Here is a 21,387-nt window from a genome sequence, read left to right as displayed (position 1 = left end):
AGAGCCGCAAGAAAGCACCTTTCTTGCGGCTCTTTTTTTATTTCCAATCGAAAGGATGATTGCCATGCCCGCCATTCAGGTGACCAATCTTACTTTTGCCTATCCAGGCAGCTATGACCCCATATTCGAAAATGTTCATTTTCAAATTGATACAGACTGGAAGTTGGGCTTTACGGGGAGAAACGGTCGGGGGAAAACGACGTTCTTAAACCTGCTTCAGGGAAAGTACGAATACAGCGGTACGATCTCCACACCAGTCGCCTTTGATTATTTTCCGTTTCCCGTCGAACACCCTGAGTATTTGACCTTAGACGTCGTCGAAGAGATCGTGCCAAACTATGAGAACTGGAAGTTGATGCGCGAACTGAACTTGCTTAAGGTTTCAGAAGACGTGTTGTACCGGCCATTCGAATCGCTGTCCCAAGGAGAACAGACGAAGGTATTGCTGTCCGTGCTATTCATCCAAGACAATCGATTTCTGCTCATCGACGAGCCGACCAATCATCTCGACTTGCACGCACGCAAGCTTGTCGCCGATTATCTGAATACGAAGCGAGGTTTTATTCTTGTTTCACACGATCGGGCTTTTCTCGACCGCTGCGTGGATCATATTCTATCGATCAACAAAACGAATATCGAAATCCAAAAAGGCAACTTTTCCAGCTGGTGGACGAACAAAACTCGCCAGGACACGTTCGAAATGGCACAAAACGAAAAGCTGTACAAAGACATACAGCGTTTATCAGCTTCTGCTAAACGTACTAGCGGCTGGTCTTTCGAGACCGAAAAATCGAAAAACGGCACACGAAATTCCGGCTCCAAGCTTGACAAGGGTTACGTCGGGCATAAGGCAGCGAAAATGATGAAACGCTCGAAATCCATCGAACAGCGGCAACACACCGCTTTAGAGGAAAAATCGAAACTGCTCCGAAATATCGAACAGTCAGAAAGCCTTGCAATCTCTCAGCTCGTGTATCCCAAATCGGAATTGGCGATGCTGGATCAAGTCACGATTTACTACGGGGAAAGAGCGGTTTGCAAGAACATTAGTCTGACGATCGAACCAGGAGATCGGATTGCAATTTCAGGTCCAAATGGTTCAGGTAAGTCTAGCTTGCTTCGCCTGCTCAACGATGAGGCGCTACACTATACAGGAACGTTTCAGCGGGAGCCGCAGCTTCGCGTTTCCTATGTATCCCAGAATACTTCTCATCTGCGAGGAACGCTTTCCGATTATGCAGCAGAGCACAGAATTGACGAAAGCTTATTTAAGGCCGTGTTGCGTAAGCTAGATTTCGCCCGCATCCAGTTTGAGAAGGATATATTGGCGTTTAGCGGCGGTCAGAAGAAGAAGGTTCTGATCGCGAGAAGCCTATGTGAGGAGGCTCATCTGCATATTTGGGACGAACCGCTCAACTTTGTCGACGTGATTTCCCGGATGCAAATTGAGGAGCTGCTGCTTGAGTACAAGCCGACCATTATATTCGTGGAGCATGATCGGGAATTTCATGACCGTGTCGCCACGAAAACGGTTGAACTCGGTGGGGATTAGAATTTTACAAAGTGACTTGGAGTAAGACATGATTCCAACGACAGAAAGCTTTGCACAACAACTTTTATGAAAAGGGAAGAGATTGAACTAAAGGGACATGATAGTTCAATAAAAAAACGGCAGTCTAGGATTTTATTTTCTCGTCCATAGCTGCCGTTTATTTTGTTTGAGTGCAGTCTAATACTAAGAAAATGGAACAACACTGTCTGAAAACGCTATTGTCATCGATGGTACAGCGTATGTGCCTTTGCGCTAAAAGCTTCTCCAAGAGCCCGGACACCAGCTCCACATGCTTGTTCAGTGACCTTCACCTTGTACAATGCTCCGTTAGCAGCTTGAACACTCAGCGCCGTAAGCTTCGCTGGAATTTCCGCATCACTCTCAACGCCCAATGCAGCCCGTACTTGTCCAAGCACGCCATTAGCCGCTGCCAGTGCAGTTGCTTGGGTTTGCGCTGCTGCCAAAGCAGCTTTTTGTTCTTCATTCATAGTGTCATCTCCTTGGCCAGTGTCTCGGCCTGTTCTTTTGTTTGATGCTGTTTTTTAGATACAAAAGCAGACATGCCGCCTTTGTTGCTGAAAAAATAAAAGACGCGTCCATCGCCATCAAGCGACTTCGCATCTAAAGGTAATGGTTCGTATAAAGGCCGGCACATTGACCGACCTGATTCACCGAGACTCAAAAGCTGCGATGCGTTCCTTATTTAATTTGCAAAATCGCAAGAATACCATGCAGAAAGTCTAACGAAGGGACAACAAACGATTTTTTTCGGTCAGCACTATTTTCCTCTTAAAGCCTTTTCTTCGCAAATAGGGAGCAATGTAATCTTACAATTCCACTTTAACGACATATTTGCATTGTCTGAGTATTATCTACTAAATTGATAAGCTATACTATAGTGGCATAAAAGGAAGGGGAATTGAAAAAACAATGAGTAAAATGTTTTTGATCGGAGAAATTTCAAAGCTCTTTCAAATCGATATCCGAACGCTGCGTTACTATGATAGCATTCATCTGTTCGAACCTGCATTAGTCGATAAAGCGACTGGTTACCGTTATTATTCAATCGATCAATTCGAAAGCTTGAACACAATTCTCTACCTCAAAGCGCTAAATATCCCACTTAAAGAAATTAAACAGTTCCTTGACGATCGTGATATAGATCATATTTTAGCTTTATTAAAGGAGCAAAAACGTAGAACAGAAGAGAAGATTCTTGAGTTTAAACAGATTCAACATAGAATTAATAAAAGAATTCAGCAGATTGAAGATGTGTCTAAAGTGGAAGAACTCTTCAAGATCCGGGAAACACAGCTTCCGGAACGAATGATTGTCATGTTGAAACAAAAGATTGGTAAAAGCGACAACCTAGAAATGTCGATCCGTTTATTAGAAAAAAACAACAATATAAAATCCACCATTTTCCTTGGACAAGTTGGATTAGCGATATCAATCACGAATCTGCGACAAAGGAAATTCGATGAGTACGATGCTATATTTCTATTCGTAGAACCGGATAAACACCAATATTACAAAACGGCTAAAAAGTCTCTTCCTCAACAAAAGTATCTAACCATACGTTTCATAGGTACTCATGCAGATGCATCGATTTATTATGAAAAATTGTTAAAACATGCACTTGAAAAGGGCTATACTTTAGCAGATGACGCACTCGAAATTACTTATATTGATTATGGCCTTACACAGGATGTCTCCAAATTCGTTACTGAGATTCAAGTACCTGTAAATGACTATTGACCCTCCAGTTGCTGGAGGGTTTATTCTTTAAAAAAACAAAAATGTAGGAGAGAGAGACATGATTGGAACGATTGTAAATGTAGCTACAATTATTGTAGGTAGTGTAGCCGGAAGTGTTTTTAGGAAAGGCCTGAAAGAGTCTTACCAAGATATTCTTATGCAGGCAATGGGGCTGGTAGCAGCTGCACTTGGTATTAATGCGTTAGCCACATATATGCCAGAAAGCCAATATCCCGTGTTGTTTATTGTTAGCTTGGCACTGGGCGGTGTTATCGGTCAGAAGCTTGATTTGGAGCAACGATTTAAAATTGTGGTTGCAAAAATTTCAAAGGGAAATCTGGCGGAAGGATTATCAACTGCAATATTGTTATTTTGCTTAGGAACAATGTCTATCCTGGGACCAATAGAAAGTGCACTGCACGAAAATCATACGTATTTATATACAAATGCAATTCTGGATGGGATAACTTCGATTGTTCTGGCGTCTACGTTCGGAATCGGAATAATTTGGTCTGCAGTAGTACTTTTTTGTTGGCAAGGGTTACTGTACTTACTAGCAAATGTTTTATCTAATTTCATTACGCCTGAACTATTGACCGAAACATCGATTGTTGGCGGTGTGCTAATATTCTGCGCTGGCTTAAGCATTCTTGGCATACGAAACTTCAGAACAATAAACTTAATTCCAGCGCTACTGGTACCTGTAATATTTATCGCCTTGAAGGGTACAATGGGCTTCTAAGTGTATCTAATACACTCCATCCTTTGTTCATATATTATAAAGATATGTGAGTTGTTCTATTCGAAATAAAGGACCGGATTTTTTCGGTCTTTTCTTATGAAATCACTTCTGTAGCTTCTGAGGTTCCTTCATCGAGTACTTAAAGATTTAACGCAGAAACCAAAATCTCTTAAGAGTCCCCTTTCATTCTTCGGAAGGCCTGTCACTAAGGCCCCACAGCTGATGTAATCAAACTCATCATCAAGATAGCTCCGCTGAATAACTTCGCGCTGAATGCCGGAAATTTTACTCATTGCCATATCGAGCAACCGATCCTTAGCAGTCAGCTCTGCTCCTTCCTTGTCCAAATTGTAAACAGTGACGTTCTCCGTTTGCTTGCTGATCGCGTTTGTAGCTTGGGCTCGCTATATGAATAAATCCGATAATCGCACCTAACAAAACCAATTTCCAATTTACCTTTTTACTGCCACACTACCTATTGAAGGAAGCATAATATGTGTATCTGGCTCCATCAAATATTCTCCGAATGTCAAAACAAAAGCGTCAGCTCTGTCTGGAGACTTGAGTCCGCGCTTTTTCATATCTTTCTTACTTTCAAGCAGCTTTTTACCCTTGCTGGTCATGTTCTATTTACCTGATGTAAGTTGGGTTATAAGAACATCATCATCAGGCAATTGCAGAACGCTCGGATCTCCATTTATGAAATTGCTCATACTCTGTTCTAATTGTTCCTTAATAGATGCCCACATTTCTGTAACAAGGTTTCCATAGTGCTCATCTAAAAAAGAAGAGCCATTGTTAATTGGTATGATTTCATACGGTAGCCCTTCTTCAACTACGATTTCATTTAGTCGATCCGTTACTCCTCCGCCAACGCCGCTATCATCGACTCTTATTCTAATTCGGTTCAAATATGGATGAGCAACATGCAACTCTTTAGCTAGGTTAATCACCCACCCCGCAGTTACCATTGTGTCTTTCTTGAAATGATGGTGTTCTCCTACAACTCTTGGCCCTATGCCAGCAAACATTGAGGTTTCGTCATCACCAAATCGTGCAACGTCCACACCTATAGTTAACATATTTCCGGTGGGTTCCACCTTTACTTCTTTAGCTGCAAATTCAGCCACTTCCAAAGAAATAAATGTATCTGATTCTCCGCGGGGAAATTCACCTTCAACCCGGACTCTCCATACATCACTACCTTCACCATATTTACGCTTGAGCATGGCGATATTATCCTTGCTGGTTCTTGGACTGTCCAAGCAGAATACCTTGCGTGTTTTGTAGTCTGCTCTGTCCTTATTATGTGAATCGTAAAAAACACCCGACGTTTTTGTCGGGTTTCCGCACATCAGTATTTTGTTGAACTCACCTGACAATGTACCTAAGATGGCCTCCATGATTGGATCAGCAACACCTGAAGCTTCATCCACAATGAAAAGCATGTAGTCCTCATGGAAGCCCTGCATATTCTCAGGCTTGGTAGTTGTCCGAGCTGTAGCAAACCAGCGTTCCTCATAATTCTTCATGTAGATTTTGGTCTTAGTCCATTTCAGAATTCTTTTTAATACAGGACTTTTAGATTGCCATTTATTAATCTCAGCCCATAACACGTCGTGTAGTTGCTGCCTTGTAGGAGCTGTACAAATCACTTTAGGATAAGGGAAGCAGGATAGGAACCAGAGGGCCGTTGCAGCTTCCAGTCCAGTTTTTCCTACGCCCTGACCTGAGCGGACAGAAACGCGCGGATTATTGGCTAAATCCATAAGAGTATTTGCTTGCCAATCGTCAGGATAAAATTTTAGCATCTCTTGGCAGAACAATGTGGGATTCTTGCGATACTCAGGAATCCGTTTCTTGAATGCTTGCAGCCTCCGTTTCGTCTCCGGTGAGTCCTTCGTCTTCATCGCCAACCACCGCCTCTACCCAATCGTCAATTAAATCGTCTTCTGTATTGCCTTCTCCTGTGACCTTTGCCCTTTCAAGCTCAAGTTTCTCACGCTGCATTTTGAGTTTTTCGTCTTCAAGCATCCGTTTATGTTTATCTGGCAGCAAATCCATGTATTTAGTCAGCACGTCCAAAGCCTTTGTTTTATCGTGAAGCTTAACACTTACGCCATCCTTGCCCTGCTTTACTTCTGAAACTAGCGTTCCGTCAATTTCATCACTGTTTTTAAAAGCAACAAAATTATATCTATACTTCTTCGCGTCTCCAGTGTCTGGGTCAAAGACCAGCTCACCTTCCAGTCCAAGAACATCTTCTTCCTTTTGACCAAACTCTACGTAATCAGTAATGTCTGCAAAAGCAATCTTCATATATTCCATCAGCACGCGTTGAGCATTCAACCCCACCTCGCCGATCATGGATTCCTTATGCTGTCGAATTATGTTTTGAATTTCAACTTTCTCAACAGAGCGAAACCAATCTGGTAGGCAGTTTTCTTGCTGTATCCCGCCGCAATGGCTGACCTGGTAGCGTTGAAGTCTCGAAGGTATTCATAAGTGAAGTTCCTTTGCTTAGGCGTTAATCCATCCTCATCAGGAATTTCAGGTTCAGGTTCTTCAACAACCACTGGAATGTTCTGTACTTTTTTGGAACGTTCCATATTTTCGGAGCGTTCCAATACCTTTTTCGGAGCGTTCCGTATTTCTGGAGTAGTAACTTTTAGTTCTTTAGAGAACTCATCAACTGTAAGTGGGGTAGCATATACTTCTCTCAGTTTATCACCTTTATATGTACCGACGAGTTTGCGCCGCTCCATTTCATCAATCAGTCTGGCTGCTCTGCTGTAACCTATCCTCATCCTTCTCTGCAATAAAGAAACCGAGGCTTGTTTGGCCTCGGCTACAAATTGAACAGCTTTTAGAAAAAGCTCATCAGGATATGCTGTTGGATCTTCATCTTCATTCGAAGTTTTGTTATTTTGATCAGTTCTATTTTTATTAGAACGTTCCCTATGTTCCGTTTCGTCAACAAGCATGTCCTCCCACCTATCTTTTGCCTTCCATCCTCTTACCGTACCTTCAGATACACTAAGTTGAGAGGCTATATCTGTGAGACGTATGTTACCAGAACTGGCCTTGTACAGATCAAATGCTTCGTCCCGTTTTGGGTCTCTTTTTCGTCCCATGTCTTGTTATTCACCCCTTTTTGATAATTTATCTGAAGCTTAAGGAAAAGTTTCCTGAACAAAATAAAAAGCGCTTCAGTGAGCGCTTGTGGTTATAGATAGATTTTTTTATATGTATAATATAACACCATTCCACTATCATTCAGCTACGATTTCTGTTTAAGTCGTGTAATTAATCAATCTCTTGCAAAGGAGGGTTATAAGCTAGAGCATTTTCAGAATCTCCATAGGTGCAAGGGTAAGTTTCCCCCTTTCTCTTTAACTGTTTCAATGTATAAGTTTTTATTTTATACGTTCTTCCTACTGAATCCACAATATACAACGATCTCAACCATTTATTAAAAATATCCGGTGCTGGTCTAAATATGGAGTAAGAGTCCATTGAATTAATTGTCTGAGGAATTTCAGTACTGGCTAATGAAAAGAAACCTTTCCCTTCAGGTGTGTTGATAGTCCCTGAAATACTATCCACACGCAAGGGTTTATCTGATAAATTTAAAATCTTATATTCAATAAATTCCCCTGCATATGGGCTTTCGTTCGTCCCTCTCATAACAACATATCTGCATTCCAGTTTCAATTTTCGCTTATTGAGCCTCCAGATAACAATATTCCAAATAAACGTTGAAGTTGCAATTATCGCAGCATATATTGCTATATACTCAGTTGTTTTCATCAAATCACCTCTAAACTCAAGATTAACAGATCATTGCTTTGCAGTCATTAAAATCATAAAAACACCCGATGATGCTTAGGTTTCAACACGCTTCATTAGGCGTGTACCCAGCACGAGCCCCCGCAGAAGGCCATCGACTGTTTTTATGAGGCGCCCATTTATCGGTGAGCACTGCCGGTTGTTTTTAGCGGTAATTTATAACATGCGGCTACCGCTAATCCGCCTTGCCCGGAATGGGCTTTATATGGACATCCTTCTTTCTCCGGGTTTATATTACCCTCTGAGTCCTGTCTCCGATTTAGTTTTGAATGCGCCCTAACCCTCCGTCATGCGCTTGCCGTGACCGCTCCAGTATACTTGCAGCGTGGTTCCCACTATAGACGGTCGCTACCCTTAAATTGGCCGCCGCCTTCTTTCGGATAATCTATTGACCTACATAAGTTCTGCTGCAGGCTGTTTGAGCACTGGCGGCGTAGGAATGAGTTTACCGTCACCCTTATTTCCCTTGATATAAGATTTGTCTTCTCGCGGGTAGTAGACAACACCCTCACCCTCAATGACTGGATATCCACTCTCATCATCCGTCAAGGATGTCTGTACATGCTTTCCGTGTTGAGCTGCATGTTCTTCATCGTGTAAGTGTAAAATACCGTCAGAGCTGAGAAATGCGAAACGTGGTTGTGTAGACATAATTCGAGTTCCTCTTAAAATAGTTTTAATTTGTTCCTGAATAAAGTGTAAATCCTTTCTACTCCGTACCTACTACGGATTTGCATAGTTCCTACTTTCAGCAGAAAATAAAGTATTAGACTGAGCCTAGAAATTGAAACAGCGACAACCAAGGACGAGAAAATAGAGTCCTAAACTGTCGCTGTTCCATTCGACTAACGTTTCCCGTTAGCTCAATGATCTGAAGAAATTGTTTCACTCAAGCTATTCCTCAGAAATCTCTACGTACTATCTAAACCCAATTTGACGCCGAAATTAGGCATTCACCTTGCCTAGGGCGAATATCTTAATGGGGAAGTACATTTTAAAAAAATGAGGCGATACACTTGGGATATTTCGTTACTGTGGAACCGGGCGTAAAAGTATTTATAGAGGACATCAATCCGAAGGGAAATAAAACGATACTTTTTATTCATGGATGGCCGCTAAACCATAACCAGTTCGAATATCAGTTCAATTTCCTTCCTAAGCTCGGATATCGTTGTATCGGAATGGACTGGAGAGGATACGGCAATTCGGATAAACCATTCGACGGGTACAATTTCGATAGATTAGCGGATGATGTCCGCATGGTCATCGAGGCGTTACAGTTAAGAAACATAACACTGGCAGGACACTCTACCGGAGGCGCGATATCGATTCGTTATATGGCTCGTTACAAAGGGTATGGGGTATCTAAACTCGTCCTGATCGACGCTGCCTCTCCATCTAGCGTTCCAAAAGAATTTACAAATAAAATCATCGAAGATACAAATCATGACCGACCGCAAATGCTGCAAGACCAAACGGGAATTTTTTTCTTTCAGTATATTTCCGAACCGAAATCCGATTGGTTCGTTTTAATGGGATTACAAGCGGCGAATTGGGCGACTTCCGCCATTATGGTCACGCTTAGAGATGAAAATGTTTACAACGATCTCGGTCAGATCGATGTACCCACATTAATTATTCACGGAATTCATGATAAAGTCGTTCCGTTTACCCAAGCTGAGGAAACAAATAAGCTGATCAAAAATTCGAAGCTAGTTCCGTTCCAATACAGCGGTCATTGCGCTTTTTTAGAGGAGCGCGATAGATTCAACCAATTATTATCTTCTTTTGCATAACGACTCGGATTAGCCGCACCATCGCTCCCCATAAATATAGTCCGATAATGCCCGATGATTGAGCAAATCTGCACGTTAGCTTAATGAGGATAATTTATTTCTCAGTCTGGAACTTTAGACACCTACAATAAAGACTGCAAAGGCTTAAGCCCTTACTGTCTAATTTACTTCTGGCATCCTTAGTCCAATTTCACCCTCTTTGTTTCGTCCCCGACCATAGTCGATGGTGACAAAATCCAATGTACGGTTTGTTTTTAGGCTGTTTGCTATATTAACAATAACCCTACGCCGTTTATCTGCAAATGTCGTAGCTGAGATACCAGGCACATCTTTTCTGTATCCTTTCTCCATATACTGCTGGGCCATGAGGTATTTTTTTCCATCTATGAACAGCAGCTTGGCAGCAAGTCCCTCATGCGGATCTCTCATATTATTTATGGCGAAACGGATATTTTTAGTGATGAATTGATAGAATTTATAATTTGTATGCCGTTTGTCCTTTAGTATTACAGCATTGACTGTTACATCTGCCGTTAACTCCCGCCCTGACTCTCGTTTTGCAATTGCTCCCTCGGCGGAAAGCAACTCATACACGGACATTCCGTTTTCAATCTGTTGAAGAGCAAATTCATAGTTTTTGATCACGTCAATCATATCGACATACTTACTGAGAAGCCACTTTGTTTTTAGAATATCTTCCTGCTCAATGTCCGAAAAAAAGTTTACCTGGATTATCTTTTGCGTATCAGAAGACTCTTCTTCAAGACTATTAACTATACACATTTGATTGTCATTCATCATTTATCATTCCTTTGTATAATGTGATAATTTGGTGAAATCGTTATATCTGGTAGTTAAATGTAAATAGAAACACTATAATAACCTTACACCATAGTTTGCACACGGAGATAAACAAACTAAGGAGGCTTTACTTTTGAAAAAATCTATTATTGCTTTGGTTGCTGGCGCAGTTCTTCTTGGGGCATTGTCTGTACCGTCTTTAGGTTTTGCAGAGCAAACCAAAACTTCAGCAAACATTTCTTCTCAAACATCAAATGCTCACCTAGAGAACTCAAAACGGGTCACTGGTATCAGAGGTGCGGCGGTTCCAGAGTTTTTGAAAGTGTTGGCTCCACTTTCAATATGGTACAGACAAGGAGACTATGAAGGAGAAATTACTAGATATAGTTGGCGCCAAAAAAACAAAAATGAAGTATACCCATTATATCAAGGCTTTATTTATCACAGATAATTAAGTCAACCTTAAAGTAAGCACTTTTCTCATAAGTGCTTACTTTTTTCATCGTTGTTATCTGCCATATTTTATGCTCACCTCGCTTGCCGGCACAGTCTCTATAAGGGTATACCTATCTATACTGACTACACCCACATATAACAGTAATGCGCATAATATAGAGGTATAGGCTCTTATCATGGGGTGTCTCCTTTATCTTGCAGGAGAGACGCGTGTTCCAGTTGCACATGCGTTAGGTCTGGTTCATCGTGAACATGAGCTCCTTTATGCATCAGTAATGCCTCAATTGACTTTTTGAGGTGGTATATCTCTGCATCCTTTTGTTGTATAAGGGATTCAGCCTCTTCCAATTTCTTATATACAGCGTCTCGATCTCGGGAAGCAGCAGCATGCCGTTCTCTAGCTTGGTCTGCCCGTTCCTTCTCCTTCTGAGATTGTTTTATCCAGTATGGAAGGGCTTCACATGCCTCTATCATAAAAATCGCATCTTCTTCTTTTTCAAAATCTGCCACTCGCTGATCTTCAAATCCACATTGTGTAAACACCTGTTTTTCTCCACGAATCATATCTAACTCGCCCGTAGCCTCCTGGCATAGTTTCATATCCTCTTGCCAGTTACGTGGTTTATCTGTCATTGTTGTTCCTCCCCTATGCACACCTTGCATTCCTCGTCTTCGAATTTCAGTTCTTCTTCTTTTCGATCAATCTCTATATGCGGTTCTGACCAAAAAAGTTCTTCTGCCAAAATGCGAAAATACTCTCATTGCAAGTCTTCTGTGTCTTCTTGTTTTTCCTTTTCTGATTTGATCAAGTCCATGACCGAATATTCGTGTCCGTCTTGGAAGAAGCAACGCATTAAGTCCGCTTCCTGCTCATTATTCACTACGATTTTCATCTATATATCCTCCCTTTGGTGCCGTGTGACCGACACCCTGTATAGGCTTAATATTTCAAATCACGATATCTTATCCCATGTTCAATGAGGCTGCCTAATTCTTCATGTTCATCATCACATTCCCAACAGCAAGCAAACTCCCCATCGTATAACCTGCCTGTAAGTATTTCTCTGACTTCGCTTATTGGCTTTCCGCAGTTGGCACATCTGGACTTACCATCTCGTTTAATAGCTGATATCGGCCACATATTCATATCTATCATCCTTCCAACGCTCCTGGGTGAGCGTATTTGATTGGTGGTTACTCCCTCCTCATCCACATAAAACCGCTCTATGCATCGTTTGAGGTGGATTATCCCACTGTGCTTATCGCTCATTATAGGTATATAGGGGTATAGGCTAAGAGGATGTTAAGCCTCAATCCTCTTAGATTTGTCTAATATCTATGTCAATCAGTTCTTATCCCCCTAATTCTTCTATTTCTTGTGGGGTTAGGATCATTTGGGCTCTTCAGACCGAATCTGCGCTCCGATCTCACGCATGCTATTCCCTTCGTATTCTCCTAGATATACCAACTGTCTCACCGTTACTGTTCCATACACTTTGTATTTACTCACGGGTTATCTCTCCTTTGGTATAGGGGATGCATTGTGTCTCTCTCCCTTATGGAGGGTTGTCCCTCCTTCTTGTCCCCTATGAGTTTAAAATCTTTTAATGCAATGCTTCAGAATACTTTCGTGGCATTGGCTTTGTATAAACGGTCTTCGCATCTTCATATGTCAGGCGGAAATATGTACTTTTCTCATCCCATCCACCTCGTTTTGTAGCTAACCCTTTAGCAACAAGATCATTCCAAACCGATTGACCGTATCACAGTAAAAATTGTTTTTGTCGGCTTCTAAGTTCCATCTTGTATCCTTCCTCTCTGCCCTTCGAGTCCATTAATGACGCAATACACCGTATTAGCTTAGAGGCATCTCCATCAAGCCCTCAACACTGAATATCTTGTGCATAAACTATCAAAAAGGAGATGAGATAATGACTAGATTGTTAGATGCTCGAACATCTCAAAATGCAAGTTATGGTAATACAATCTCAATTCCCTTGCCAGCCAATACTCCTGTTGCCATCGCAGAGCTTGGCTTAGACGTGACGGGCGCTGGGGGAAATATGCGTGTACAATTATCAGGAATTGCTGAGCTTTCATTTCCCACTACTCCACCATTTGATTCCGTTATTGCTATTTCTATTGTTAGAGGCACTCTCGACTCTCCTGTTGCTTACGCTCTTTACTCTGTTAGTGTCTCCGAAGCAAATCCCAACGCTGTACAGGTCGTCACCATTAATGCTTCCGATTACGATGTCCCTCTACCACCATCAAATGAATTGGTGTATACCTTATATCTATTTTGCACAGCGGATGCCACCCGAATAGGAATAGAAAGTTTTAATGCGGTTGCCTACTCAGATTAAAATTACACCGTCACATGGAGGGCAAAGCCCTCTTATTTTTCTTCTATCTGTCCTTGAGGGACGATACTTTCCATCTGTCGTTCTTTTTTGGTATAGTTTACTTAAAGGAGTTGATCCAATGGGATTCATGCTTATTCTTATTGCGATTATTTTTTTCTCGCTTGGTATTTTAAGTAAACGAAATCCCACCTGGGGATGGCGTGCAAACGAAGCCTGGAAGATCAAAGGTGACTCAGAACCAAGTGATGCTTACATCGATGACATGAAATTTAGAGGCTCTGTATCGATTCTCTTTGGGTTCTTCTTTTTAACATGTGGACTTTTGGTTATATTTCTGTAAGTTCTACTATATGTTTTCAATTCTCAAATTACCCACATCCATAAGGCACTTGCTGTTTGGCGCTGACTCCCAAAACGTCACTGCTCACGTTTTCAAAAACAGAAATCTGTCTCTCATCCATAGCTTCCAGCAATCGAACTCCCTTAATCTTCAAAGACCGGCCTGCCGCTGTAGTAAGTAGTAAAAATCATTTTTCTCGCATAGTATTTACTCATCTAACCAGCCCCCTTTAAGGAAGAACAATGTAGAAACTCGACTCATCACTTTGGAGTGTGAGTAGCTTAGAAGAGCCAGTATACCCGAGTGTAATGACTTCGTTTTCTAAGACTTTCAAGGCATCCAACACATATTTTGCATTCAACGTTAGTTTGAAATTTTTTCACAGCCGACGTTTATGCACACATTTCCAAAAAAATAGAGATGAATAGCATGGAGAAATATGAGTCTTTTACCGAGGGTCTATTTCAATAATATTTTTTGTGGGGAGATTATGGGGGAGAACTAATTAGTCTCAAATGACGGATGGATTACCCACACACAAAAAAATCCCTCAACGCTTAGAGCGCCAAGGGATTTCACATTTTAGTAAAGAGTCAGATATTGATCACGTTCCCATTGATGCACTTGGGTTCTGTACATATCCCATTCAATTTCCTTAAGCTCATAGAAGTAGGCCAGAGCATGGTCGCCCAGTGCGTCAGAGATGACTTCGCTCCGAATAAGTTCAGACAAAGCTTCTTTCAAGTCTGCAGGCAGACTTGGAATGCCTTCTTCAATCCGCTCTTCCTCAGACATCACGTAAATGTTACGATCAATCGGAGCTGGCAGAGCCAACTGACGTTTGATACCATCCAAACCTGCTCTCAGCATCACTGCCAAGGCCAAATAAGGATTCGCCGCCGGGTCAGGGTTACGAACTTCGACACGAGTGCTCAGACCACGAGACGCGGGAATTCGAATCATTGGACTGCGATTGCTTGCAGACCAAGCCACATAACAAGGCGCTTCATAACCTGGTACGAGACGTTTGTAGGAATTTACCGTTGGATTCGTGATCGCTGCCATTGCACGTGCATGTTTAAGAATACCAGCCATATAGTGGCGGGCCGTCTGGCTTAATCCGAGTTCGTCCGTTTCATCATAAAATACGTTTTCATTGTCCTTAAACAACGATTGATTGCAGTGCATACCGGAGCCATTTACACCAAACAAAGGTTTTGGCATAAAGGTAGCATGCAAACCATGCTGACGAGCAATCGTCTTAACAACGAGCTTAAACGTTTGAATCTGGTCGGCAGCTTTAATTGCATCTGCATATTTAAAGTCAATCTCATGCTGACCAGGTGCAACTTCATGATGAGATGCTTCAATTTCGAAGCCCATCTCTTCAAGCTTAAGTACAATTTCACGACGGCAGTTTTCACCCAGATCCATCGGAGCCAGGTCAAAATACCCGCCTTGGTCATTCAGTTCTGTAGTCGGCTCGCCTTTTTCATCCGTTTTGAATAAGAAGAATTCAGGCTCTGGTCCGACATTCATCGAAGTGTATCCCAACTCTTCTGCTTCCTTAAGTACACGTTTCAAGATACCCCGCGGGTCGCCTGCAAACGGAACTCCGTCCGGCTTATAAATATCGCAGATCAAACGAGCTACACGATCCGAGGTTACCCAAGGGAATACAACCCAGGTGTCCAAATCCGGATATAAATACATATCAGATTCTTCAATACGCACATAACCTTCTATGGAAGATCCGTCAAACATCATTTTATTATCCAATGCTTTTTCCAGTTGACTAACCGGAATTTCAACGTTCTTAATAGTACCCAGCAAATCTGTAAATTGCAAACGAATAAAACGAACATTTTCTTCTTTCGCAATCCGAAGGATATCTTCTCTGCTATAACTCACTCTAACCTCTCCCTTTCTGTAACGACTATATACGAATCGGTTGTTGTATAAATTACTTAAATGATGAGACCGGGTTTTAAAGTAAAGCGACCTTATGCCAAGAGGTAAGAAGCATTATCTCTTATTGAAGAACCGTGATAACTCGCCTTGGATCAAGGATACCTGTCCTGGTCTTTTGCCTGCAACAAGTTGTTGTTTCAGCAAGCGGTGAAGCTGAGTATCGGACATTTCACGGCGTTTGACTTCCGTATCTGCAGTAATAACCGTAGCTTCCTCCGATTCCTTGGTAACCGGATTCATGACTTGTTTAATTCCCGCAATGTTAACACCCTTCTCGATCAACGCCTTAATTTCAAGCAGACGCTCTACGTCATTAAAAGAAAAAAGACGTTGGTTTCCCGATGTACGGGCAGGAACTATCAAGTTATGCTGTTCATAATAACGAATCTGACGTGCTGACAAGTCCGTTAGCTTCATGACAATACCTATTGGAAATAAGGCCATATTTCTGCGAATTTCGTCGCCCATTTGTCATCAACCTTCCAGTGATCTATTATTCACCTTATTGTACATTTAGCTGATGCAAAGTGTCAATGACATGTTAGAAAAACTCACAATAATTTACGTTCTTTCATCGTTTGCAGAGCCATAAGCACTCCAAATTTAACATGAGAGTAGGTTAAGCCCCCTTGCATGTAACCAATATAAGGCTCACGAATCGGAGCATCTGCGGATAGTTCCAAACTTCCCCCTTGTATGAACGTACCTGCAGCCATGATAACTGGATGCTCATAACCCGGCATATCCCACGGCTCCGGCACCACATGGCTATCCACAGCAGCTGCACGCTGAATGCCCTGTACAAAAGCTATTAGATGCTCTGGTCCTCTAAAAGAAATAGCCTGAATCAAATCCGTACGCTCTTCATGCCAGGCAGGTTTGGTCTCAAATCCCATCTCCTCAAAGACCGCAGCGGCGAATACGCTCCCTTTAACCGCTTGCCCAACCAGTGTTGGAGCAAGGAATAGTCCCTGAAATATGCCTCGTGTAGTACCTAGCATGGCACCTACTTCTCCACCGATTCCAGGTGCAGTTAATCGGTAGGATGCTAGCTCTACATACTTTTGTTTGCCGCAGATATATCCACCCGTTTCTGCAATGCCACCACCGGGATTTTTAATCAACGAACCTGCCATCAAATCGACACCTACCTGAGTAGGTTCCAGCTTCTCGGTAAATTCACCGTAGCAATTGTCAACAAAGACAATGACGTCAGGTTTTATTTCCTTCACACGTGCTGTCATTTCTTCAATATCTGCTACACTAAACGAAGCTCTCCAATCATAACCGCGTGAACGCTGAATACCGATCACTTTGGTATTGGCATGAATCGCAGCCTCCACCGCTTCCCAGTCCACTTTACCTTCCACTGTCAGTGCGGTTTCTCCATAAGTAACGCCAAAATCCTGCAATGATCCTGTTCCATCGCCGGGCTTACCAATCACTTTATGAAGGGTATCATAAGGTCTCCCTGTAATGTACAACAGTTCATCCCCTGGACGCAGCACACCAAATAAAGCAGTGGCAATTGTATGAGTACCCGAGGCAAAATGCGGACGCACCAACGCTGCCTCCGCACCGAACACATCCGCATAGACTTCTTCCAGCACCTCACGTCCCCGGTCATTGTAAGCATATCCCGTAGAACCCGCAAAGTGAAAATCGCTCACTTGCTTCCGCTGAAATGCCTGAATTACCTTCCACTGATTTGAATCTACAATATGATCTATGTGCTGTATACGTTCTTGTATTTTATGTTCTGCCGTTTCCTGAATTTGCTGGATTTCTGGACTAAAAACTACCATTTACCTTCTTGACCCTCTCTCTTACGCAGCCTTAGGCTATTCATGTTATATTATTGTTCACTTTGAACGATGAGTATTATCATTTTATTGACCCAAAAACATCATTAGATGTTAACCTTCTGTGAACTCGCTGAGTGCATGACCGTACTTTTCGTACTCGCCTCTTTGAATCTCAACCTCATAAATGACATCATTGCCATCATACTCTGTCAGCAGTACATCTCCGATTCGATAAAGCACCGAGGTTAAATCTCCACGTTCCGCGGGAATCCGAAATCTCAACGTATCCCCACTCAGATGCTCTTGAATCAGTTCACGAATGCGCATCAAATCCCCTTCATCAAAAGCACTAATTTTCAAATAGCCCTCCCCAGAAGGAAGCATTTCCAGTTGCTCAGGGGTACAGGCATCTTTCTTGTTAAATAATACGATCTGAGGCTTGTCCGCAGCCCCTAGCTGCTGCAAGATCGTCTCTACAACTTTCATCTGCTCGTCTCGCATATCCGAGGAAGCGTCCACGACATGCAAAATGAGATGAGCCTCATTCGCCTCCTCCAAAGTAGCCCGGAAGGAAGCAACCAAATCATGAGGAAGATTTTGAATAAAACCGACCGTATCCGTAAGAATAACTTCTTTTCCACTCGGTAGCTCCATTGTTCTGGAGGTAGGATCCAGCGTCGCAAACAGTTGGTTCTCTATATATACATCGGCTGCTGTCAGTTGCTTCAACAGCGTCGATTTGCCCGCATTGGTATAGCCAACAAGTGCGACCTGAACAATACCACTCTTTTGTCTGCGCTCCCTGTGCAAATACCGGTGACGGGTCACTTCCTCCAGTTGACGTTTCAGATCACTGATTCGGTCACGAATATGACGACGGTCTGTCTCCAGCTTGCTTTCACCAGGACCACGTGTTCCGATTCCGCCACCGAGACGCGAGAGATTTTTGCCATGTCCAGACAAACGGGGGAGTAAATATGACAACTGCGCCAGTTCAACCTGAATAATACCTTCCCGTGTTTTTGCACGTTGAGCAAAAATGTCCAGAATCAACTGTGTTCGGTCAATAATTTTGAGATCCAGACTTTCTTCCAGATTTCGTACCTGAGCTCCCGAGAGCTCCTGATCAAAAATAGCTGTATTCGCTCCCAATTCTTCAGCAACTGCACGCAATTCCTCTACTTTTCCTTTGCCAATAAACCATTTTGAATCCTTGGCTTCCTTATTCTGTGTCAGGACGCTCAGTACTTCAACTCCCGCTGTCTCAGCCAGTTTCACCAGCTCATCCAACGAGTATTCCGTATTGATGCCAGATCGTTTGACTTCATCCGTAATCAGACTGACCAGTACCGCCTTGTCCTGCATTTCAGTTTGTGTATCATGAGTGGAGTTCGCCATATTGTTTGCTCCTTTATTTTCATGTCAACTCTCGAACAGAGACCGACCTGATGTTCAGGCCGGCCCCCGTTCGATGTCATAAAATTCGATGTGATTCAGATTCCTATTATCGCCTATCTTTTGTCCATTTTCAAATCCTCTGGACGCAGCGTCATCAATTCCTGCTTGCCGGGTTGCCCGCTCCGGTACTGATTGAGCAACCTGACAGCTTGGTGCCGAATCGCTTTTTCAATCACGTTACGAACATAGCGTGCATTACTAAATGCATGAAGACTGTCATTACGCTCGTTTAGCAAATGCTCCTTCATTTTAATTATGGACTGAGGCATGAGAATATAGTCCCGCTCCTTGGCCATCATCTCGGAAATTTGGATAAGCTGATCCACAGTATAATCAGGAAAATCCAACTGGATTGGAAAGCGAGAAGGAAGACCAGGATTCGTTCGTAAAAAAAAGTCCATTTCCCCCGAGTATCCAGCGAGAATCAAAATAAATTGATTTTTTTGATCTTCCATGGACTTTACCAAGGTATCAATCGCTTCTTTTCCAAAATCCTTTTCCCCTCCGCGTGCCAAACTGTAAGCCTCATCAATGAACAACACGCCGCCAAGAGATTTCTTTACCAGATCTCGCGTTTTCTGTGCAGTGTGCCCAATATACTCACCGACCAGATCAGCCCTCTCCACCTCAATCAGATGACCTTTGCTCAGTACCCCCATTTTTTGCAGCATTTTAGCGATAATGCGGGCTACTGTCGTTTTCCCCGTACCTGGATTTCCTTTGAAAATCATGTGATATACGTGTGCATTGCTCAACAATCCCACATCCGTGCGCATATGGGCGATTTGCAAAAAGGCATATACCTCAAATACCAGGTCTTTGATGTTATCCAAGCCGACGAGATGATCGAGTTCTTTCTGAATTTCCTGATAAAGACTGAGATACTGCGGTAGCGCCTGTGACTTGGTTGAAGCCACTGCTTCCGTCTCGTCCACAGTCACCGAAGCTATCGGCTCCGGGCTACGCAGCACGACATTAATTTGTCTAGAAGGTCTCTCCTCCGACCGCTTGCCCGCGGCGATTCCCCGTCCGTTCATGCATCCATCACCTCAACATTTCTTCAGGCACAGCTTACCCTATTAATGTATTCGGTCTGGCATGTCCTTATTAGCATAAAAGCAACGGGAACGTGCACAAAGCCTTTTCTTAAATTCAGGCAACCCAAGTTTGAGCGCTGATCCACCACCGTTGCAGCGTCCATTTAGCGTATGCCAATACTTCTCTTGATTGATGAATTGGCATATTCAGCACTTTGGATTCCGTCAGAGCCATCTGGGGATGATCAAAATTCAAGAATTGAGCAATCTCCATCGCCCGAGGTCCATGATAGCTATGTGTAATGATCACGGTGGAGGTCCATCCATATTCCTTCATGATGCGCTGGCTATAGAGCAGATTTTCGTAAGTACTGGTCGCATGGTTTTCCAACACAATATGCTGTACAGGGACCCCTTTATCTACCAAATAGCGTTGCATGCCCTCAGCCTCCGTATACGGAAAATCTGGTTTATCTAGTCCCCCACTTACAATTAGACGCTGTACCGTCCCGTTGCGGTATAAGCGCAAGGCTTCTTCTAGCCTTTCCTTCAATCCAGGACTGGGCTCAGCCCCCCACATAGAAGCACCTAGTACGATACCAATTTGCACTTGCTTGAGCGGAGTGGTAGAGGCGGCCGTATTCATGTTCCACACTCGGATACCTGCCCATACCAATCCGACCAAAATGAAAATCATCAAACAAAGTACAAGACGCTTGGAAACCATAGATATTTTCTTAAGGCGACTCTGCCTTCTTTTCAACTCAGGACGTTTGGGCCCAGTGTCTTTAATCCACTGCAAAACTTTCACCGTTCTCTCTTGAAATCACCGTTGTGAAACCATTCTGCCCGGTGTTTCAGCGACATTTTAAAATAGGGGAACACGTGGGCATCTATCTGATGTAATACATCAGCCGCTGTACGGTTAGCCAATTCTGCCTCTTGCGTTGAGATATGCCCCCGCTGTAACGCCTCCTCCAATTCATCCTCATCCACTAGGAAGATTTCACCGTTTTTAAGCACCACAACATCCAAATACAAATCGTCAAACCATGGGACCCCTTGATCGGTCACACCCTGATTTCGGCAGGTATCAATATACCATTCAACGATTTGCTCCCGATTGTCAAACATAGCAGTCACCACATAGTGCTCACCTTTTGGATAATATTGCAGCCAGGAATATCCTTTATCGGCTATGCAAAACGTATGACCACCGTAACTTTTCCATAACGGCTCCTTGAGACTCAAAATTGTATACAGGGTCACATATCCTGTAAACGCATCACTTTCTACATACCGGCAAGCAAACTTGCGATTGGTGATTCTGCGCCAGTTGGCCCGGTCTCCGAATTTGCGCTTCATAAATGATGTTCCTCTCCAACATTGGTAAAACCAGCTTACCATATTTAAACTGTACACTCAAAAAGAACCCCTTTATAACAGCAAAAAAGGT

General features: G+C 42.9%; 21 protein-coding genes and 3 pseudogenes. 7 read left to right on the top strand and 17 right to left on the bottom strand.

The features are described 5' to 3' along the window. Positions 1-64 precede the first annotated feature (64 nt). Positions 65-1,552, top strand: coding sequence for a ribosomal protection-like ABC-F family protein (abc-f, locus tag ACQW03_RS23200; protein WP_441951924.1), 1,488 nt, complete (start codon positions 65-67; stop codon positions 1,550-1,552). Positions 1,553-1,773: 221 nt separating this feature from the next. On the opposite strand, the gene ACQW03_RS23195 is transcribed toward abc-f, so the two are convergent. Continuing rightward, on the bottom strand, positions 1,774-2,040 hold the full coding sequence (locus ACQW03_RS23195) for a hypothetical protein (protein ID WP_071641189.1): 267 nt from the start codon (positions 2,038-2,040) through the stop codon (positions 1,774-1,776). A 442-nt stretch (positions 2,041-2,482) separates the two neighbouring features. Here ACQW03_RS23195 and ACQW03_RS23190 point away from each other — a divergent pair, with 442 nt between their 5' ends. Both ACQW03_RS23190 and ACQW03_RS23185 read left to right on the top strand, forming a co-directional pair. Next, positions 2,483-3,310, top strand: a complete 828-nt coding sequence (locus tag ACQW03_RS23190; RefSeq protein WP_441951922.1) for a MerR family transcriptional regulator — start codon at positions 2,483-2,485, stop codon at positions 3,308-3,310. Between the two features lie 58 nt (positions 3,311-3,368). Continuing rightward, positions 3,369-4,052 (top strand): DUF554 domain-containing protein, encoded by a 684-nt coding sequence (locus ACQW03_RS23185; protein WP_076294815.1) that lies wholly within the window; start codon positions 3,369-3,371, stop codon positions 4,050-4,052. Positions 4,053-4,504: 452 nt separating this feature from the next. On the opposite strand, the pseudogene ACQW03_RS23180 reads toward ACQW03_RS23185, so the two are convergent. From ACQW03_RS23180 to ACQW03_RS23165, 4 genes and pseudogenes are all read right to left on the bottom strand, one after another. Beyond that, positions 4,505-5,962, bottom strand: a pseudogene (locus tag ACQW03_RS23180) (DEAD/DEAH box helicase family protein). Next, positions 5,898-7,186 (bottom strand): annotated as a pseudogene (locus ACQW03_RS23175) (terminase small subunit). Before ACQW03_RS23175 ends, ACQW03_RS23180 begins: the two co-directional pseudogenes overlap by 65 nt. Positions 7,187-7,358: 172 nt before the next feature. Continuing rightward, the gene (locus ACQW03_RS23170) at positions 7,359-7,862 is read right to left on the bottom strand and encodes a hypothetical protein (protein WP_441951920.1); all 504 of its coding nucleotides are present in this window, start codon (positions 7,860-7,862) and stop codon (positions 7,359-7,361) included. A gap of 432 nt (positions 7,863-8,294) precedes the next feature. After that, positions 8,295-8,552, bottom strand: a complete 258-nt coding sequence (locus tag ACQW03_RS23165; protein WP_279832261.1) for a hypothetical protein — start codon at positions 8,550-8,552, stop codon at positions 8,295-8,297. Between the two features lie 365 nt (positions 8,553-8,917). Here ACQW03_RS23165 and ACQW03_RS23160 point away from each other — a divergent pair, with 365 nt between their 5' ends. Continuing rightward, on the top strand, positions 8,918-9,697 hold the full coding sequence (locus tag ACQW03_RS23160; RefSeq protein WP_018759933.1) for an alpha/beta fold hydrolase: 780 nt from the start codon (positions 8,918-8,920) through the stop codon (positions 9,695-9,697). Between the two features lie 159 nt (positions 9,698-9,856). Here ACQW03_RS23160 and ACQW03_RS23155 read toward each other — a convergent pair whose 3' ends face one another. Then, complete coding sequence (locus ACQW03_RS23155; RefSeq protein ID WP_441951917.1) at positions 9,857-10,498, bottom strand: hypothetical protein; 642 nt, start codon at positions 10,496-10,498, stop codon at positions 9,857-9,859. Between the two features lie 133 nt (positions 10,499-10,631). Between ACQW03_RS23155 and ACQW03_RS23150 the strand changes: the two genes are divergently transcribed. Next, the gene (locus tag ACQW03_RS23150; protein WP_441951915.1) at positions 10,632-10,949 is read left to right on the top strand and encodes a hypothetical protein; all 318 of its coding nucleotides are present in this window, start codon (positions 10,632-10,634) and stop codon (positions 10,947-10,949) included. A gap of 179 nt (positions 10,950-11,128) precedes the next feature. On the opposite strand, the gene ACQW03_RS23145 is transcribed toward ACQW03_RS23150, so the two are convergent. Both ACQW03_RS23145 and ACQW03_RS23140 read right to left on the bottom strand, forming a co-directional pair. Then, the gene (locus ACQW03_RS23145; protein ID WP_441951913.1) at positions 11,129-11,587 is read right to left on the bottom strand and encodes a hypothetical protein; all 459 of its coding nucleotides are present in this window, start codon (positions 11,585-11,587) and stop codon (positions 11,129-11,131) included. A 125-nt stretch (positions 11,588-11,712) separates the two neighbouring features. Then, on the bottom strand, positions 11,713-11,847 hold the full coding sequence (locus tag ACQW03_RS23140; protein ID WP_258382978.1) for a hypothetical protein: 135 nt from the start codon (positions 11,845-11,847) through the stop codon (positions 11,713-11,715). A 1,038-nt stretch (positions 11,848-12,885) separates the two neighbouring features. Here ACQW03_RS23140 and ACQW03_RS23135 point away from each other — a divergent pair. Next, positions 12,886-13,320, top strand: a complete 435-nt coding sequence (locus tag ACQW03_RS23135; RefSeq protein WP_076293093.1) for a hypothetical protein — start codon at positions 12,886-12,888, stop codon at positions 13,318-13,320. 118 nt (positions 13,321-13,438) lie between these two features. Further along, the gene (locus tag ACQW03_RS23130) at positions 13,439-13,660 is read left to right on the top strand and encodes a DUF6199 family natural product biosynthesis protein (RefSeq protein ID WP_053325617.1); all 222 of its coding nucleotides are present in this window, start codon (positions 13,439-13,441) and stop codon (positions 13,658-13,660) included. Between the two features lie 28 nt (positions 13,661-13,688). Here the strand turns inward: ACQW03_RS23130 and ACQW03_RS23125 are convergent, their stop codons facing one another. The 9 genes and pseudogenes from ACQW03_RS23125 to ACQW03_RS23085 all read right to left on the bottom strand — a co-directional run bounded on the left by ACQW03_RS23125 (position 13,689) and on the right by ACQW03_RS23085 (position 21,296). Then, the gene (locus tag ACQW03_RS23125) at positions 13,689-13,814 is read right to left on the bottom strand and encodes a hypothetical protein (protein WP_441951910.1); all 126 of its coding nucleotides are present in this window, start codon (positions 13,812-13,814) and stop codon (positions 13,689-13,691) included. A 75-nt stretch (positions 13,815-13,889) separates the two neighbouring features. Next, positions 13,890-14,024, bottom strand: a pseudogene (locus ACQW03_RS23120) (DNA polymerase III subunit beta); the annotation flags it as partial. Positions 14,025-14,242: 218 nt separating this feature from the next. Beyond that, the gene (gene glnA / locus ACQW03_RS23115) at positions 14,243-15,571 is read right to left on the bottom strand and encodes a type I glutamate--ammonia ligase (protein WP_013310575.1); all 1,329 of its coding nucleotides are present in this window, start codon (positions 15,569-15,571) and stop codon (positions 14,243-14,245) included. Positions 15,572-15,685: 114 nt separating this feature from the next. Next, positions 15,686-16,099 carry a MerR family transcriptional regulator gene (locus ACQW03_RS23110; protein WP_007430683.1) on the bottom strand — a complete coding sequence of 138 codons (414 nt, stop codon included), beginning with the start codon at positions 16,097-16,099 and terminating at the stop codon, positions 15,686-15,688. Between the two features lie 83 nt (positions 16,100-16,182). Beyond that, positions 16,183-17,436 (bottom strand): methionine gamma-lyase family protein, encoded by a 1,254-nt coding sequence (locus tag ACQW03_RS23105; RefSeq protein WP_441951907.1) that lies wholly within the window; start codon positions 17,434-17,436, stop codon positions 16,183-16,185. Positions 17,437-17,547: 111 nt separating this feature from the next. After that, positions 17,548-18,834 (bottom strand): GTPase HflX, encoded by a 1,287-nt coding sequence (hflX, locus tag ACQW03_RS23100; protein ID WP_441951905.1) that lies wholly within the window; start codon positions 18,832-18,834, stop codon positions 17,548-17,550. A gap of 113 nt (positions 18,835-18,947) precedes the next feature. Continuing rightward, positions 18,948-19,931 (bottom strand): AAA family ATPase, encoded by a 984-nt coding sequence (locus tag ACQW03_RS23095; protein ID WP_071641223.1) that lies wholly within the window; start codon positions 19,929-19,931, stop codon positions 18,948-18,950. A 115-nt stretch (positions 19,932-20,046) separates the two neighbouring features. Next, complete coding sequence (locus tag ACQW03_RS23090; protein WP_441951903.1) at positions 20,047-20,742, bottom strand: YdcF family protein; 696 nt, start codon at positions 20,740-20,742, stop codon at positions 20,047-20,049. Beyond that, complete coding sequence (locus ACQW03_RS23085; protein ID WP_013310580.1) at positions 20,739-21,296, bottom strand: DUF402 domain-containing protein; 558 nt, start codon at positions 21,294-21,296, stop codon at positions 20,739-20,741. The genes ACQW03_RS23090 and ACQW03_RS23085 overlap by 4 nt, the downstream gene beginning before the upstream one ends. Positions 21,297-21,387 lie beyond the last annotated feature (91 nt).

Source organism: Paenibacillus sp. DRB1-1, from assembly GCF_052119485.1.
Lineage (GTDB): Bacteria > Bacillota > Bacilli > Paenibacillales > Paenibacillaceae > Paenibacillus > Paenibacillus polymyxa_B.
This window is presented reverse-complemented; position numbering and strand designations above follow the sequence as displayed.

What these genes read in the sequence shown, in the direction of transcription:
- ACQW03_RS23105 (WP_441951907.1), bottom strand. Translation starts at nt 17,436, where the DNA reads ATGGTAGTTTTTAGTCCAGAAATCCAGCAAATTCAGGAAACGGCAGAA.
- ACQW03_RS23185 (WP_076294815.1), top strand. Translation starts at nt 3,369, where the DNA reads ATGATTGGAACGATTGTAAATGTAGCTACAATTATTGTAGGTAGTGTA.
- ACQW03_RS23145 (WP_441951913.1), bottom strand. Translation starts at nt 11,587, where the DNA reads ATGACAGATAAACCACGTAACTGGCAAGAGGATATGAAACTATGCCAG.
- ACQW03_RS23170 (WP_441951920.1), bottom strand. Translation starts at nt 7,862, where the DNA reads ATGAAAACAACTGAGTATATAGCAATATATGCTGCGATAATTGCAACT.
- ACQW03_RS23095 (WP_071641223.1), bottom strand. Translation starts at nt 19,931, where the DNA reads ATGAACGGACGGGGAATCGCCGCGGGCAAGCGGTCGGAGGAGAGACCT.
- ACQW03_RS23085 (WP_013310580.1), bottom strand. Translation starts at nt 21,296, where the DNA reads ATGAAGCGCAAATTCGGAGACCGGGCCAACTGGCGCAGAATCACCAAT.
- abc-f (WP_441951924.1), top strand. Translation starts at nt 65, where the DNA reads ATGCCCGCCATTCAGGTGACCAATCTTACTTTTGCCTATCCAGGCAGC.
- hflX (WP_441951905.1), bottom strand. Translation starts at nt 18,834, where the DNA reads ATGGCGAACTCCACTCATGATACACAAACTGAAATGCAGGACAAGGCG.
- ACQW03_RS23110 (WP_007430683.1), bottom strand. Translation starts at nt 16,099, where the DNA reads ATGGGCGACGAAATTCGCAGAAATATGGCCTTATTTCCAATAGGTATT.
- ACQW03_RS23195 (WP_071641189.1), bottom strand. Translation starts at nt 2,040, where the DNA reads ATGAATGAAGAACAAAAAGCTGCTTTGGCAGCAGCGCAAACCCAAGCA.
- ACQW03_RS23130 (WP_053325617.1), top strand. Translation starts at nt 13,439, where the DNA reads ATGGGATTCATGCTTATTCTTATTGCGATTATTTTTTTCTCGCTTGGT.
- ACQW03_RS23190 (WP_441951922.1), top strand. Translation starts at nt 2,483, where the DNA reads ATGAGTAAAATGTTTTTGATCGGAGAAATTTCAAAGCTCTTTCAAATC.
- ACQW03_RS23165 (WP_279832261.1), bottom strand. Translation starts at nt 8,552, where the DNA reads ATGTCTACACAACCACGTTTCGCATTTCTCAGCTCTGACGGTATTTTA.
- ACQW03_RS23140 (WP_258382978.1), bottom strand. Translation starts at nt 11,847, where the DNA reads ATGAAAATCGTAGTGAATAATGAGCAGGAAGCGGACTTAATGCGTTGC.
- ACQW03_RS23135 (WP_076293093.1), top strand. Translation starts at nt 12,886, where the DNA reads ATGACTAGATTGTTAGATGCTCGAACATCTCAAAATGCAAGTTATGGT.
- ACQW03_RS23155 (WP_441951917.1), bottom strand. Translation starts at nt 10,498, where the DNA reads ATGATGAATGACAATCAAATGTGTATAGTTAATAGTCTTGAAGAAGAG.